Source organism: Stutzerimonas sp. LR2, from assembly GCF_055755175.1.
Window position 1 is genome coordinate 1,106,554 of the sequence record NZ_JBVTRR010000001.1, and the last position, 13,599, is coordinate 1,120,152.

The window sequence follows — 13,599 nt, forward strand, 5'->3', positions numbered from 1 at the left end:
CATGGCTTATCTGCTGCAGGTCGCGCCGCTGTCGGCGCGGCTCGATCGTGAACTGGCCAGCCGCTACGACATTCTGCCGCTGTGGCAGGACGAAACCGCCGCGCGCCTGGATGAAGTGGCCGAAGCGATCGAAGTGGTGGTCACTGGTTCGCGCTTCGGCTGCTCGGCCGAGCTGATGGCGCGGCTGCCGGCGCTCAAGGCCATCGTCAGCTTCGGCGTCGGCTACGACCCCATCGACGTGCCGGCGGCGCAGGCCCGTGGCATCGCCATCAGCAACACGCCGGAGGTGCTCAACGACTGTGTCGCCGACCTCGCCATGGGGCTGATCATCGACGGCCGCCGGCAGCTGAGCTGCGCCGATCGCTTCGTCCGTGCCGGCGGCTGGCTGAACGGCAACCTGCCGCTGGCACGCCGGGTCACCGGCAGCCGTCTCGGCATTCTCGGGCTCGGCCGCATCGGCCTGGCGGTGGCCCGCCGCGCCGAGGGCTTCGCCATGCCGGTGCGTTACCACAACCGTCGGCCGCTCACCGACTGCCCCTACGAATATGCCGGCAGCCTGGTGGAGCTGGCGCGCTGGGCCGACGTGCTGCTGCTGACCTGCGTTGGCGGTCCTCAGACCCGCGGCCTGGTGGACCGCGACGTGCTCGAGGCGCTCGGCCCGGAAGGGCTGCTGGTGAATGTCGCGCGTGGTTCCGTGGTGGACGAGCCGGCGCTGGTCGACGCGCTGCAGGCCGGCCGCCTCGGCGGCGCGGCGCTGGACGTGTTCGCCCAGGAACCCCAGGTGCCCGAGGCGCTGCTGGGCATGGACAACGTGGTCCTGCTGCCGCATATCGGCAGCGCCACCCGGGAAACCCGCGGTGCGATGGAGGACCTGGTGCTGGCCAATCTGCAACGCTTCCTCGCCGAGGGGCAGCTGGTGACGCCGGTCTGACTGGCTTTGCCGGCCCTTTCGCGGTCGGGCCGCTTCCATGAAAGCGGATGTGCCGGCGCGTTACGCCATTGCCAGGAGAGACGACATGCTGGTCCTCGATGAACTCCACCTTGCCCGTGGCGGTTTCCAGCTCGCGGTCTGCCCAACGCTGGGCGGGGCGATCACCCGTTTCGCCTTCGAGGGCTTCGACCTGCTGCGGCCCTGGGACGGCAGCGAGCAGGTGCGGCGCACGGGCTGCTTCGTGCTGGCGCCATATTCCAACCGGATCGCCGCCGGCCGTTTCGACTTCGACGGCAGCGCCCATCACCTGCGCCGCAACTCGGCCGATCACGCCTTGCCGATCCATGGCGTGGCCTGGAAGCGGGTCTGGCAGCTGGACGAGCAGGGTGCCGATCACCTTCTGCTGAGCCTGACTCACGAACCGAGCCAGGACGAGAACGCCGCGGACTGGCCGTTCGCCTTCCACCTCAGCCAGCGGCTGCAGCTGTTGGACGAGGGTCTGGCACTGGAGCTGCGGCTGCACAACCGCGACAGCCGGCCAATGCCGGCGGGGCTCGGCTGGCACCCGTACTTTCCGCGGCATGCCGGTGTCGAGCTGCAGTTCGCTGCCGAGGCGGTCTGGCTGGCCGACGAGCAGCAGTTGCCGCTGCGCCAGACGACGATCCCGGCTAGCTGGGATTTCAGCCAGCTGCGCGCCGTGAACGAGCCGGGGCTGGACAACAATTTTGTCGGCTGGAATGGTCAGGCCCGGCTCCGCTGGCCAGCACAGCGGCTAAGCCTGGCGATCGAGGCAGGTCCAGGGCTGCAGCACCTGGTCGTCTACACCCCGTCGGCTGCCCAGGGCTTCATCGCCGTGGAGCCGGTATCCCACGCCAATGGCGCGCTCGGTCGTGGCGGGGAAGGGCTGGAGGTCCTCGCACCCGGGCAGACCCTGATTCGTCATTGCCGACTGCTTGTCGCGCCAGCGGCCGAATGAGTGCGCTGCGACTGTCGGCGCCCGCCATCAGCGAAGGCAGGACGCTCCGTTGAAGCCGACACGGCCATGATCAGACAAAACACATCTTCTAAATGAAAACATTTATCAATATCATGCGCGTTTCTATGCACAGCAAGGAAGAACGCCATGAGTCTCGCCGTCGCTTCGCCCCCGTTTTCGTTGCGCCCGCTGGTGCTGGGTCTGCCCGTGCTGGTTGCCTGCTTCGCCGTCGAGGCGCAGGAGGCGGTCGAGCTGGAGGCACAGCAGATTACCGCGTCGCGCGAGACCGAGCGGGGCAACGGCCCGGTGGAAGGCTACGTCGCCAAGCGTAGCGTCAGCGCGACCAAGACCGACACGCCGATCATCGAGACGCCGCAGTCGATCAGCGTGATCACCGCCGATCGCATCCGCGACCAGGGTTCGCTGACCATCCAGGACTCGCTGCGCTACGTGGCGGGCATGCGTGGCGAGGCCTATGGCTTCGACAGTCGCGGTGATTTCTCGCTGGTGCGCGGCGTGTCGCCGACCATCTTCCTGGACGGCCTGCAGCAGAGCGTCGGCTCCTACACCAACACCCGCACCGACCCCTTTACCCTGGAGCGTATCGAAGTGCTCAAGGGGCCGTCGTCGATGCTCTACGGTCAGAGTTCGGTGGGCGGTCTGCTCAGCCTGGTCAGCAAGCGTCCGCAGGCGGAACAGAAGAATGAGCTGCAGCTGCAGTACGGCAGTTTCGACCGCAAGCAGATCGCCTTCGACAGCACTGGCCCGCTCGATGACGACGGCACACTGCTGTATCGCGTGGTGGCGATTCAGCGCGACAGCCAGACTCAGGTCGATCACACCAAGGACAACCGCCTGTTGTTCATGCCGTCGTTTACCTGGCGCCCCAACGAGCAGTTCGAATGGACACTGATGGCCAACGTGCAGAAGGACGACGGTGGCACCACCAGCTCCTTCCTGCCGCACCGCGGCACCGTGCTCAGCGCACCCTATGGCGAGATCGGCAGCGAGCGCTTCGTCAGCGAGCCCGGATTCGACGAGTACGACACCGAGCAGAAGGCCCTGACCTCGCAGATGACCTGGCGTGTCGACGACACCTGGACACTGCGGCAGAACCTGCGCTGGCAGAAGAGCAAGGTCAGCTACCAGACCATGTATGGCTGGGACCTGCTGCGGGGGCCTGTGCTCAATGCGGACAACCGCACGGTTAATCGCGTCTGGTCCATTTCCAAGCCGGAAGTGACCATCTGGAGCGCCGATCATCAGGCCGAATCGCGCTTCGACACCGGCCCGCTGCAGCACACCGCGCTCGTCGGTGTGGACTACCGGCACGCCGTCACCGATAGCAGGACCGCTCGCGGAACCGCCACCCCGCTGGATCTTTACGATCCGGTCTACGGCACATTCGATCCGTCCGGCATCACGCTTTCCGATGTCCCGCAGCAGCGCGTTGCCCAGCAGGGCCTCTATGTTCAGGACCAGATTCGTCTCGACAAGTGGCTGGCAACTCTGGGCCTGCGCAAGGACTGGGCTGACACTCGCGTTGAGCAGGGCACCCGGCAGAAGGACGATGCGGTGACCGGCCGCGTGGGCCTGACCTATCTGTTCGACAACGGGGTGGCACCCTACCTCAGCTACAGCGAGTCCTTCACCCCGATCATCGGACTGGATACCGTCACTCAGCAGTCCTACAAGCCGCTCGAGGGCGAGCAGTGGGAACTCGGCGTGAAATACCAGCCGGTCGGCAGCAACACCCTGCTGACCGCCGCGGTGTTCGACCTGCGTGAGAAGAACCGGCAGATGCCCAACCCGGCCAATCCGCTGAGCACCATCCAGGCCGGCGAGGCGCGAGTCAAGGGACTGGAGTTGGAAGGGCTGGTGGAGATGAACCGGAGCTGGGACCTGATCGGCACCTACACCTACCTGGACAGCGAAGTGGTCAAGGGACCGGTCGCCCAGCAGGGCAAGCGCATCGCCAGCGTCCCGGAACACATGGCCTCGCTGTGGTCGCAGCATCGCTTCAGCATCGCCGGCATTCCCGGTTTCAGTGCCGGCGCCGGAGTGCGTTACGTCGGCGCCAGCTGGGATGGCACCGACAGCCTGAAGACACCGTCGACCACGCTGTTCGACGCCATGCTCGGCTACGCCTACCAGGACTGGTCGCTCACGCTCAACGCCACCAACCTGGAAGACGAAACCTATTACACCACCTGCCTGTCACGCGGCGACTGCTTCACCGGCAACCGTCGCACCCTGACAGCGACGGCGAGCTACAGCTTTTGATCGCCGCTGAGCCAAACGCCGTCAGCCGGCCTGCAACGGAGGGACCTTCCAAGTGAGTCGCAGTGCATCCAACAATCGCTGGGGCATCGCCTCCCGCGTGCTCGCCGCGCTGGTCGGCGGCTATGCGGTGGCCTATGCGGTGACTGCCTTTCTCGCGGTCTATCTGCCGCTGGCGCGTCCAGATCGCGTGGTGTTCTCCAGTCTGGCCAGCTTCGCCGTCTGGACCGCCGTGGTGATCTATGTGTTCGCCGCGCGCAGCGCCGGCCGCATCTGGCTGCCGATCATCGGCGTTACCGCGGTGCTGTGCCTGGCCGCGTTCCTTTCCGGCGACTGGAGGGTTCGTCCATGAAGTTGCGCCAAAGCATGGCCGGCCTGCATACCTGGGGCGGTTTGCTGCCGAGCTGGTTGCTGTTCGTGATCATCTTCGCCGGCACCATTGCCTGCTTCGACAAGGAACTCTCGCGCTGGATGCGCCCCGCGCTGCACGACGGCGTGGCGTCCAGCCTGGGCGCCGACGACGTGCGTGGCTGGCTGCAGCAGAACGTCAGCGACGAGCTGCATGCGTTCTGGATGCACGGCCCCACCGAGCGCGAGCCCTACTGGCGGCTGGGTTGGGAAGTCGATGGCACCGAGACCATCCACAACGTCGCCTTCGACCCGCGCAGTCGCCAGGCCACGCCCATGGCGGAAACCGTTGGCGGCGAGTTCTTCTTCAAGCTGCATTACAACCTCCACGCCGGTGACGTCGGCATGTACATCGTCGGCCTGGCCGGCATGTTCATGCTCGTCGCGCTGGTGTCGGGCGTGATCATCCACCGGCGCATCTTCAAGGATTTCTTCACCCTGCGGCCCCGGGCCAATGGCCAGCGCGCCTGGCTCGATGCGCACAACCTGTTCGGTGTGGTGGGCTTTCCGTTCCATCTGGTGCTGGCTTATACCGGCGTGGCGATCTTCGTCGCCTCGTACATGCCGGCCGCGGCCCAGGTGAGCTACGCCGGCAATGTCATGCAGTACTTTGGCGAGGTGATGGGCAGCTATCACCGCGACGAGCTGCATCAGCCGGCCGGCAAACCGGTTTCGCTGGATGCGCTTATCGCCGAGTCGCAGCGCCAGTGGGGTGGCGGCGAGGTGGGCTGGGTCAGCGTGCATCATCCCGACGATGCTTCGGCGGTGGTGGATATCCGTCGCCGTGATCGTTCGCGCATCGCCTCGCCGCAGGACACCCTGACCTACGACGCCACCAGCGGCGAACTGCTCAACCGCCAGGACGCCTCCACCGGCTATCGTGCCTACCTCTGGCTGGCCGGCCTGCACATGGCGCAGTTCGGCGGCACCCTGGTGCGTCTGCTGTATCTGCTGATGGGGCTGGCCGGCTGCGCCATGCTGATCGGCGGGCTGCAGGTCTGGCTCGCCAAGCGCGAGCAGCGCGGCGACCGCAGCCTGCCCTGGGTACGGGCGCTGAACGGCGCGGTGTTCGGTGGGCTGCCGCTGGCCAGTCTGGCGCTGCTGTGGGGCAATCGGCTGATCCCGACCGGTTTCGCCGAGCGGGCGGTCGCCGAAGGCTGGGTGTTCGCCGGCGCCTGGCTGCTGGTCGCGCTCTGGTCCGTGCTGCGGCGTCAGCAGGGGCGGCGTCTGCTGCGCGGGCAGCTGCTGCTCGGCGCCCTGCTTGCTCTCGGCCTGCCGCTCGTCAACGGGCTGACCACTGGCGGTCATTTGCTTGCCAGCCTCGGGCGTGGCGACTGGGCGCTGGCCTCGGTGGATCTGTTCCTGATCGCTGCCGGCCTGGTCTGCGCCGCCTGTGCATGGCGCCTGGACGGTGCAGGCACACCGGCCGTCATACGCCGCCGCTCGCCGCGCGTACAGGAGGCATGAGCATGCTGCTATCGGCTTTTGCGTTGAGCTATCTGGGCATGATGTTGCTCTGCCTGGGGATGAATCGACATCGCAGCGAGCTGCTTCGCGCCGACCGGCGCGTACCGGCAGCCGTGATCCTGCGTTCGATGGCGGCCGTTTGCTTCGGCATCGCCCTGTGGTTGTGCATCGCCAGTCAGGGCGGCGAAATCGGCGCGGTGATCTGGCTCTGCCTGGTCATGCTCGCGGGGGTTCTGCTGGCGTTGCTGCTGGCCTGGCGCGCGCGCTGGGTGCTGCCACTGATGCCGCTGCTGGCCGCCGGCGCGGCGTTGTCGGGCCTCTGGTAGTCGCAACGGTCGCTGCGGCGGGCAAAAAAAGGCCCGCCTAGGCGGGCCAAAGAAAGTGATCGCAACCGGAGCGAGGAGGGTTGCGTACAGCGCTACCGCTTACAGCACGGACAACGGGTAGTTGAAGATCAGCCGGTTCTCGTCGAACTCGTTGGTGCTGAAGTCACGACGGATGCTGGAATTGCGCCACTTGATGTTGAGGCTCTTGAACGGCCCGCTCTGTACCGTGTAGGCCAGTTCCGACTCGCGGCCCCATTCCTTGCCGTCATCCACGCCACCAGCCTCGATGCGGTCGCCGCTGATGTAGCGGTTCATGATGGTCAGGCCCGGAATACCCATGCCGGCGAAGTTGTAGTCATGGCGCAGCTGCCAGGAGCGCTCGTTGGCATTGTCGTAGCTGGAGTTGAACGAGTCGTTGGCCAGGGTGCCGCCGCTGGTGCCGTTGACGCGCATCCAGCCATTGTCGCCGCTGACTTTCTGCAAGCCGACGTAGAAGGTATTGCCGCCCACCTGCAGACCGAACAGGCCGGAGTAGGTCTTGTTGTCCAGGTCACCGGCCAGCGCGCTGCCTTCTTCCTTGCCGGTGAAGTAACCGAGGTTGGCGGTCAGCGCCATGCCCTCGCCGAGCGGCTGGGTGTGCAGCAGCTGGAAATAGTTCTGCTGGTAGATGTCTTCCAGACGGGCATGCCAGGCGCCCACCTTGGTCTTGGCGCCAAGCTCGTATTCGCCGCCGGCGAAGTTGAAGCGGTCGGAGCTGACGCCGGCGTAGAACATATCGTCCATGCTGCCGTCGTCGCGCGGGCTGTTCTGCCGCATCTGCCCGCCGTAGAGCGTCAGGCCCTTGATCTCCTTGGAGGTGATCATTCCGCCCTGGAAGGTCTGCGGCAGCGATCGGCCGTCGTCCGAGCGCAGGATCGGCAGTACCACCATCCACTCGCCGACACGCACTTCGGTTTCGGACAGCTTGGCCTTCGCCGCGACCGCCAGGCGGCCGAAGTCATCCGGCGGATGCCGATCGCCGGGTGCGCCATGCACCGGCAGCAGGCCGGTGCCGTAGGTACCGCCACCGCCGTCGAGCTTGACCGACAGCAGGCCCAGGGCATCCACGCCGAACCCTATCGGACCGGGGGTATAGCCGGACTGGAAGTTGAGGATGAAACTCTGCGTCCACTCTTCCGCCTTGCTCAGCGGGGCGTTGGGGTTCACGAAGTTGCGGTTGATATAGAAGTTGCGCAGGTTCAGTGACAGCGTCGAATCGTCGATGAAGCCTTCCGCTTGCACGCCGGTGCTGAAGCCGAGCGATGCGAGGGTCATGCAGCCGCCAGCGAACAGCGCGACGGACGAGGGGGTGCGTGGGGTCATTATTGTTGTGCTCCCTTGCTTGATGGGCCGCCCCGGTGTGGCCACCGTGCGGGCGGTGGTCTGTGCCTTTTCATGGCTAGTCTAATGACGTCAGTTGTCATATGACTGCAGGCATTATGGCGATGGCATGCGGCTTGTCAACGTCGCCTAAGGTCGGAGCGATAAAAGCCGGTGCGCCGGTATCCGTGCGGTAGAGTGAGGAATTGGCTGGCGGCTTGGGTTTGCACGGTGCCGCCAGCGAACGCTCCGTTGGCGGAGAATCGTGGCGTTTTTAGTGATGTGGTCGTATGACTCAGGGGCGGCGATAGGGGGACGTCAGTGCCGGGGACAGATCGATGGTGCCCTTCTCCACGAAGCGCTGGGTGCCGAACAGGCCGCCGGCGAGCTTGCCGCGCAGCACGTAGGGCACGGCGTCGATGCCAATGTTCTCGGCCAGGCCCAGTGCCTGGCGTGCCGCGGAAAAGGCCGAGATGGTCACCGGTACTTCGAGCACGCTCTCGCCGAAGCGCGGCACCGTGCCACGCTGGTCGCTGACGCCACTGGCCAGCCGTCGGCCGTTGACTTCCAGGTCGAGGGCGACGCCGCTGTAGTCGATGGCGCCCTCGTTGGGGTTCTGCAGGCGCAGCTTGACCAGGAAGCGAGCCTCCAGGCCCTCGCCCTGCAGCGGCTGGATGCCGGCGACCTGAACGTTGAGCGGGTCGCGCGGGGACAGTGCCGCGCAGGCGCCCAGGGTTAGGGCGAGCAGGGCGATCAGCAGCAGACGCAGCGGCTGCCATGGCAGGTGGAGCGTGGCGGATGGATGCACTCAGGATTTCCTGTCGAGGTTCTTGATGCCCTGCAGCAGTTCGATGGGCAACGGAAAAACGATGGTCGAGCTCTTGTCACCGGCGATGTTGCTCAACGTCTGCATGTAGCGCAGCTGCATGGCGCCCGATTGCCGGCCGAGCATTTCGGCGGCCTGCATCAGCTTCTCGGAAGCCTGCAGCTCGCCCTCTGCATGAATGACCTTGGCGCGCCGCTCGCGTTCCGCTTCGGCCTGGCGGGCGATGGCGCGGACCATGGATTCGTCGAGGTCGACGTGCTTGATCTCGACATTGGACACCTTGATCCCCCAGGCGTCGGTCTGTGCATCGAGCACTTGCTGGATGTCATTGTTGAGCTGCTCGCGTTCGGCCAGCATGTCGTCCAGTTCGTGCTTGCCGAGCACTGCGCGCAGTGTGGTCTGCGCCAGCTGGCTGGTGGCCGAGTGATAGTCCTCGACCTGGATGATCGCCTTCTGCGCGTCCAGCACGCGGTAGTACACCACTGCGTTGACCTTCACCGAGACGTTGTCACGGGAGATCACATCCTGAGTCGGCACGTCCAGCACCAGGGTGCGCAGGTCGACCCGCACCATCTGCTGCAGCCCAGGGATGATCATGATCAGGCCGGGTCCCTTGACCTTCCAGAAGCGCCCGAGCATGAACACCACGCCGCGCTCGTACTCACGCAGGATGCGGAACGCCGAGGCGAGCAGCCCCACGACCAGCACCAGCAGCACCAGAAAACTCATTTCATAACCCATGGTTCAGCTCCTCTCGATTGCTTGATGGCTGTGCCGCGACGTTCAATTGCAGACCCTCCCGGGCGACCACCCGTACCTGCTGGCCGACCTGCAACGGGGTGGCGCTGCGTACCTGCCAGTTCTCGCCCTGCAGATGCACCCAGCCGCTGTGCGGGTCCTGCGCGGAGATGCCGGTGACCGGCGCCAGGCTGCCGATCAGCTCGGCATCACCGCCGACCAGCCGCTGGCGGCGCGCCTTCAGTGCCATGGCGACGATGGCGAACACCAGCAGCGCGCTGGCGAAGCCCAGTGGCACGATCAGCGACAGTGGAATGCCGAAGCCGGGTACCTCGGTGTCGATCAGAATCACCGCGCCGGCGACGAACGCGGCGACCCCGCCGATGCCGAGCACACCGAAACTGGGCAGGAAGGCCTCGGCCACCATGAAGGCGATGCCGAGCAGGATCAGCGCCACCCCGGCGTAGTTCACCGGCAGCAGCTGCAGCGCATACAGCGCCAGGATCAGGCAAATGCCGCCCAGCACGCCGCCGGCGCCCATGCCGGGATTGGAGAATTCGAGGATCAGCCCGTAGATGCCGATCATCATCAGAATCAGCGCCACGCTGGGGTTGGTGATCACCGCCAGCAGGCGCACCCTCCAGTCCGGCGCGTGTTCGATCAGGCGCGCATCGGCCGTCTGCAGCCTGACCTCGCCCTCGATGGTGGCCAGCGTCTTGCCGTCGAGCTGACGCAGTAGGTCGGCCACGTCGCGCGCCAGGTAATCGATCACCTTGAGTTTCAGGGCTTCGCTGGCCGACAGGCTGACCGCCTCGCGCACCGCCTGCTCGGCCCACTCGGCGTTGCGTTCGCGCAGCTGGGCCAGCCCGCGGATATAGGCCGCCGCATCGTTCACCTGCTTGCGGGCGAGGGCGTCGCCGGAGGCCTTGGCGTCGTCTTCACGCTCGCCCTTCGGCTGCTCCGGCGGTGCACCGGGCATGCCGCCGATCTGCACCGGCGTCGCCGCGCCGAGATTGGTGCCCGGCGCCATCGCGGCGACATGGCTGGCATAGAGCATGTAGGTGCCGGCGCTGGCGGCGCGGGCGCCGCTGGGGGTGACATAGGTGGCCACCGGAATGGGGCTGGCGAGAATCGCCTTGATGATGGCGCGCATGGAGGTGTCCAGCCCGCCGGGGGTGTCCAGTTCCAGCACCACCAGCTGTGCGCCCTCGTCGCGGGCGTGTTGCAGGCCGCGCAGAATGTAATCGGCGCTGGCCGGGCCGATGGCGCCATCGACCCGCAGCAGCGTCACCGGATCGGCGGCACTCGCGCTCTGGACCGCGAGCGCGAGCAGCAGGACCAGCAGCCAGCGGGCGGGATGGCGAGGCATGGCGGATGTCCTCTGGCAGCGGCACGGCACAGTGTCGTGCCCTTGCTGGCAGCTTAGACCACCGCCGTCGCGGCGCGGCGAGGCAGGACGCCGCGTATCCGCCGACCGGGCTGAACTCCAGTCGCGGCAGTGACCTCAGAACCAGTAAGGGCCGGCCTTCGCGGCCTGCATGCCGATCGAGGAGTCTTCATGCGCATCCATCACCTGAACTGTGGCTGCATGTGTCCGCTCGGCGGGGCCTTGTTCGATGGTTTCAGCAAGGGCCTGACGGCGCAGCTGGTCTGCCATTGCCTGCTGCTGGAAACCGACCAGCACGGGCTGGTGCTGGTGGATACCGGTTTCGGCACCGAAGACATGCGGCGCCCCGGCGAGCGGCTCAGTCCGTTCTTCCGGGCGCTCAACAACATCCGCCTGGAGCCGCGCTACACCGCGCTGGAACAGCTGCACCGGCTCGGCTTCGCGGCCGAGGACGTGCGCCATATCGTGCTCACCCACCTGGATTTCGACCACGCCGGGGGGCTGTCGGATTTTCCGCAGGCCCAGGTGCACGTGCTGCAGCGCGAGATGGATGCCGCCCGGGCGACACGCAGCTTCATCGGCCACAGCCGCTACCGTCACCGGCAGTGGGACGAGGTGCGCCACTGGCAGTTCTACGAGCCGGGCGGCGATCTCTGGTTCGGCTTCCAGGCCGTTCGCGAGTTGCGCGGGCTGCCGCCGGAAATCCAGCTGATCCCGCTGACGGGGCATACCCATGGTCACGCCGGGGTCGCCGTGCAGACCGACAGCGGCTGGTTACTGCATGCCGGCGACGCCTATTTCTTCCGCGAGGAGGTCGGCCGCAACGAGCGCCATTGCACGCCGGGGCTGCGCTTCTACCAGCGCATGATGGAGGTCGATCGCACCGCTCGGCTGGCCAATCAGCACCGGCTGTGGACGCTGTCGCTGGAGCACCGCGACGAGGTCACGCTGTTCTGCAGCCATGACGCGCAGGAGCTGGCGCGCATGCAGCGTGGTGCGCACTGATGGCGGCGCCACGCAGCCGGGCGGTGGAGCGGATGATGGCTGCCGTGCGCTGGATCGGCTTCGGCGCCTGTTCGCTGGCCGCGCTCGGCTATGCGGCAATCGGCAACTACAACATGACCGGCGCCATGCTGGCGCTGGCCGTGCTTTCCTGGATCAACATCCGCCGTAAACGTGCGCCACGACCGCCACAGGGCTGAGCCGGCTCAGCGGCCGCGGCGGCCCAGCGCCCAACCCGCACCCAGCGCCAGCAGCGCGCCGGCGCCCAGCGCCAGCTTGCCGACGCTCGCCGCGCTCAAGGCGATCGCCCGCGGTTTCGCCTGGTCGCCGAAGCGACCCTCGGTGGCGTGCAGCCCCTCTACGGGCTCGAACAGGTTGTCGGGGCGGCCCTCGGGCTCACGCTCGGGGATCAGCTGGCCGTCCCAGGCCTGGCGGGCCAGCATGCGGTCGAGCAGCCCGGGCATGAACAGCGTGCCGATGATCGCTTTCAGGCTGGCGGTGCCGACCCACAATTCCCTCGGCGCTTCCCGGGCCGCCCGCAGAACGGCACGGGCGGCGACCTCGGGTGTATGAATCGGTGGCACCGGCTGTGCACGCCAGCCGACCTTGTTGCGTGCCCAGTCGAACTGCGGCGTGTTGTGCGCCGGCAGTTGCACCATGCTCAAGCGAATGCCGCTGCGGTCGTGAATCAGCTCGCAGCGCAGCGAGTCGATGAAGCCGCGGATGGCGAACTTGGCCCCGCAGTAGGCCGACTGCAGCGGAATCGCGCGATAGCTCAGCGCCGAGCCGACCTGCACGATGGTGCCGCGGTTGCGTGGGCGCATGTGGCGCAGGGCGGTCAGGGTGCCGTGCACGCTGCCCAGGTAGGTCACCTCGGTGACGCGGCGAATTTCTTCGGGGGTGAGTGCCGAGAACGGGCCGAACACCGTGGCCATCGCCGCGTTTACCCAGACGTCGATCGGACCCAGTTCGGCCTCGACGCGCGTGGCGGCCGCTTCCAAGGCCGGGGCATCGGCGACATCGGCGGCGATCGCCAGCACACGGGCTCCCAGCGCTTCGAGCTGCGCCTGGGTGTCGCTCAGGCCCTGCTCGCCGCGCGCGATCAACGCGACGCGGTAGCCGGCTCTGGCGAAGGCCTCGGCACTGGCGCGGCCGACACCGGCAGTCGCGCCACAGATCACCGCGGTTGGTTCTGGCATGGGAAGTCCTCTGGTCATTGCAATGAACGGGCGCTTTCGGTGGCCCGCAGCTGCTTAGACGACCCGCCCAGGCCCGGCCGAGTTCGCCGCTTGCCCCAGTGGATCGCTCGGCTATCGACCAATGGCCAATGGCGGCTACTCCTTTGGTCTGAGATGGTTAGCAGGCTAAGCGATAGCTGGCGCCGCCCCTTGGCTCAAAAGGCGAAGCGGCATGACGCAACGATGCCACCGTGGTGGCTGCGTCTTCCCCCTCTGTGCATCCATCAGATGCCCTCGGCGGCTTATCCGGTCGCCTTCGGACTCGTTCCCGCTGCCCTGAGGGCGGCGGGTCTGCCCCGCTGACGAAGGAACCCGTTGGCGTCGATCAGGTCGATTCAGTGAGCCTCGTAATGGCCAATTCCTGACTGACGGAGACCCTGATGGACCTTATCCGCATCATCTTCGCGATTCTGCTGCCACCGCTTGGCGTCTTTCTCCAGGTCGGTTTTGCCGGTGCCTTCTGGCTGAACATCCTGCTCACGCTGCTGGGTTACATTCCGGGCATCATTCACGCCGTCTGGATCATCGCCCGCCGCTGATCGCTCAGAGCCCGGCTCGGCCGGGCCCGCTTTTGAACTCCCTCCGCTGGCCGTGTAGAGTCGCGCCTCCTGCGCTACGGAACCTATTAGGCGCGAAACACTCAAGAAAACGCCGGAAACCG

14 protein-coding genes are annotated in these 13,599 nt (G+C 66.6%); 9 read left to right on the forward strand and 5 right to left on the reverse strand.

Annotated elements, in window-relative coordinates; genetic code table 11:
- The first annotated feature begins 1 nt into the window (after position 1).
- The 6 genes from ACVRRC_RS05130 (at position 2) to ACVRRC_RS05155 (ending at position 6,388) form a co-directional block, all read left to right on the forward strand.
- Positions 2-931 (forward strand): 2-hydroxyacid dehydrogenase, encoded by a 930-nt coding sequence (locus tag ACVRRC_RS05130; protein ID WP_106442449.1) that lies wholly within the window; start codon positions 2-4, stop codon positions 929-931.
- Positions 932-1,016: 85 nt separating this feature from the next.
- The gene (locus ACVRRC_RS05135; RefSeq protein ID WP_340067426.1) at positions 1,017-1,907 is read left to right on the forward strand and encodes an aldose 1-epimerase; all 891 of its coding nucleotides are present in this window, start codon (positions 1,017-1,019) and stop codon (positions 1,905-1,907) included.
- A gap of 147 nt (positions 1,908-2,054) precedes the next feature.
- The gene (locus tag ACVRRC_RS05140; protein WP_472996695.1) at positions 2,055-4,190 is read left to right on the forward strand and encodes a TonB-dependent siderophore receptor; all 2,136 of its coding nucleotides are present in this window, start codon (positions 2,055-2,057) and stop codon (positions 4,188-4,190) included.
- A gap of 52 nt (positions 4,191-4,242) precedes the next feature.
- The gene (locus tag ACVRRC_RS05145) at positions 4,243-4,539 is read left to right on the forward strand and encodes a DUF3649 domain-containing protein (RefSeq protein WP_079329241.1); all 297 of its coding nucleotides are present in this window, start codon (positions 4,243-4,245) and stop codon (positions 4,537-4,539) included.
- Complete coding sequence (locus tag ACVRRC_RS05150) at positions 4,536-6,062, forward strand: PepSY-associated TM helix domain-containing protein (RefSeq protein ID WP_045159809.1); 1,527 nt, start codon at positions 4,536-4,538, stop codon at positions 6,060-6,062. The genes ACVRRC_RS05145 and ACVRRC_RS05150 overlap by 4 nt, the downstream gene beginning before the upstream one ends.
- A gap of 2 nt (positions 6,063-6,064) precedes the next feature.
- Positions 6,065-6,388 carry a DUF3325 domain-containing protein gene (locus tag ACVRRC_RS05155; protein ID WP_020305742.1) on the forward strand — a complete coding sequence of 108 codons (324 nt, stop codon included), beginning with the start codon at positions 6,065-6,067 and terminating at the stop codon, positions 6,386-6,388.
- A gap of 99 nt (positions 6,389-6,487) precedes the next feature.
- Here ACVRRC_RS05155 and ACVRRC_RS05160 read toward each other — a convergent pair whose 3' ends face one another.
- From ACVRRC_RS05160 to ACVRRC_RS05175, 4 genes are all read right to left on the reverse strand, one after another.
- Positions 6,488-7,750, reverse strand: a complete 1,263-nt coding sequence (locus ACVRRC_RS05160) for an OprD family porin (protein WP_048330087.1) — start codon at positions 7,748-7,750, stop codon at positions 6,488-6,490.
- A gap of 292 nt (positions 7,751-8,042) precedes the next feature.
- Entirely contained in the window at positions 8,043-8,555 is a 513-nt protein-coding gene (locus ACVRRC_RS05165) for an LEA/WHy family protein (RefSeq protein ID WP_014597929.1), read from the reverse strand.
- Positions 8,556-9,314 (reverse strand): slipin family protein, encoded by a 759-nt coding sequence (locus ACVRRC_RS05170; protein WP_011914898.1) that lies wholly within the window; start codon positions 9,312-9,314, stop codon positions 8,556-8,558.
- Positions 9,304-10,680: an NfeD family protein gene (locus ACVRRC_RS05175; protein WP_437234700.1), complete on the reverse strand. Its 1,377-nt coding sequence runs from the start codon at positions 10,678-10,680 to the stop codon at positions 9,304-9,306. The genes ACVRRC_RS05170 and ACVRRC_RS05175 overlap by 11 nt, the downstream gene beginning before the upstream one ends.
- A 189-nt stretch (positions 10,681-10,869) precedes the next feature.
- On the opposite strand from ACVRRC_RS05175, the gene ACVRRC_RS05180 reads away from it, so the two are divergent.
- Both ACVRRC_RS05180 and ACVRRC_RS05185 read left to right on the forward strand, forming a co-directional pair.
- Positions 10,870-11,703, forward strand: a complete 834-nt coding sequence (locus ACVRRC_RS05180) for an MBL fold metallo-hydrolase (RefSeq protein ID WP_472996696.1) — start codon at positions 10,870-10,872, stop codon at positions 11,701-11,703.
- A complete protein-coding gene (locus ACVRRC_RS05185) occupies positions 11,703-11,900 on the forward strand; it encodes a hypothetical protein (protein WP_011914895.1) in 198 nt (65 codons plus the stop codon). Before ACVRRC_RS05180 ends, ACVRRC_RS05185 begins: the two co-directional genes overlap by 1 nt.
- A 6-nt stretch (positions 11,901-11,906) precedes the next feature.
- Here the strand turns inward: ACVRRC_RS05185 and ACVRRC_RS05190 are convergent, their stop codons facing one another.
- Positions 11,907-12,899 carry an SDR family oxidoreductase gene (locus ACVRRC_RS05190; protein WP_014597926.1) on the reverse strand — a complete coding sequence of 331 codons (993 nt, stop codon included), beginning with the start codon at positions 12,897-12,899 and terminating at the stop codon, positions 11,907-11,909.
- Positions 12,900-13,318: 419 nt separating this feature from the next.
- On the opposite strand from ACVRRC_RS05190, the gene ACVRRC_RS05195 reads away from it, so the two are divergent.
- Complete coding sequence (locus ACVRRC_RS05195; RefSeq protein ID WP_003286662.1) at positions 13,319-13,477, forward strand: YqaE/Pmp3 family membrane protein; 159 nt, start codon at positions 13,319-13,321, stop codon at positions 13,475-13,477.
- Positions 13,478-13,599 lie beyond the last annotated feature (122 nt).

What these genes read in the sequence shown, in the direction of transcription:
- ACVRRC_RS05180 (WP_472996696.1), top strand. Translation starts at nt 10,870, where the DNA reads ATGCGCATCCATCACCTGAACTGTGGCTGCATGTGTCCGCTCGGCGGG.
- ACVRRC_RS05175 (WP_437234700.1), bottom strand. Translation starts at nt 10,680, where the DNA reads ATGCCTCGCCATCCCGCCCGCTGGCTGCTGGTCCTGCTGCTCGCGCTC.
- ACVRRC_RS05155 (WP_020305742.1), top strand. Translation starts at nt 6,065, where the DNA reads ATGCTGCTATCGGCTTTTGCGTTGAGCTATCTGGGCATGATGTTGCTC.
- ACVRRC_RS05190 (WP_014597926.1), bottom strand. Translation starts at nt 12,899, where the DNA reads ATGCCAGAACCAACCGCGGTGATCTGTGGCGCGACTGCCGGTGTCGGC.
- ACVRRC_RS05160 (WP_048330087.1), bottom strand. Translation starts at nt 7,750, where the DNA reads ATGACCCCACGCACCCCCTCGTCCGTCGCGCTGTTCGCTGGCGGCTGC.
- ACVRRC_RS05170 (WP_011914898.1), bottom strand. Translation starts at nt 9,314, where the DNA reads ATGGGTTATGAAATGAGTTTTCTGGTGCTGCTGGTGCTGGTCGTGGGG.
- ACVRRC_RS05140 (WP_472996695.1), top strand. Translation starts at nt 2,055, where the DNA reads ATGAGTCTCGCCGTCGCTTCGCCCCCGTTTTCGTTGCGCCCGCTGGTG.
- ACVRRC_RS05185 (WP_011914895.1), top strand. Translation starts at nt 11,703, where the DNA reads ATGGCGGCGCCACGCAGCCGGGCGGTGGAGCGGATGATGGCTGCCGTG.
- ACVRRC_RS05135 (WP_340067426.1), top strand. Translation starts at nt 1,017, where the DNA reads ATGCTGGTCCTCGATGAACTCCACCTTGCCCGTGGCGGTTTCCAGCTC.
- ACVRRC_RS05150 (WP_045159809.1), top strand. Translation starts at nt 4,536, where the DNA reads ATGAAGTTGCGCCAAAGCATGGCCGGCCTGCATACCTGGGGCGGTTTG.
- ACVRRC_RS05130 (WP_106442449.1), top strand. Translation starts at nt 2, where the DNA reads ATGGCTTATCTGCTGCAGGTCGCGCCGCTGTCGGCGCGGCTCGATCGT.
- ACVRRC_RS05195 (WP_003286662.1), top strand. Translation starts at nt 13,319, where the DNA reads ATGGACCTTATCCGCATCATCTTCGCGATTCTGCTGCCACCGCTTGGC.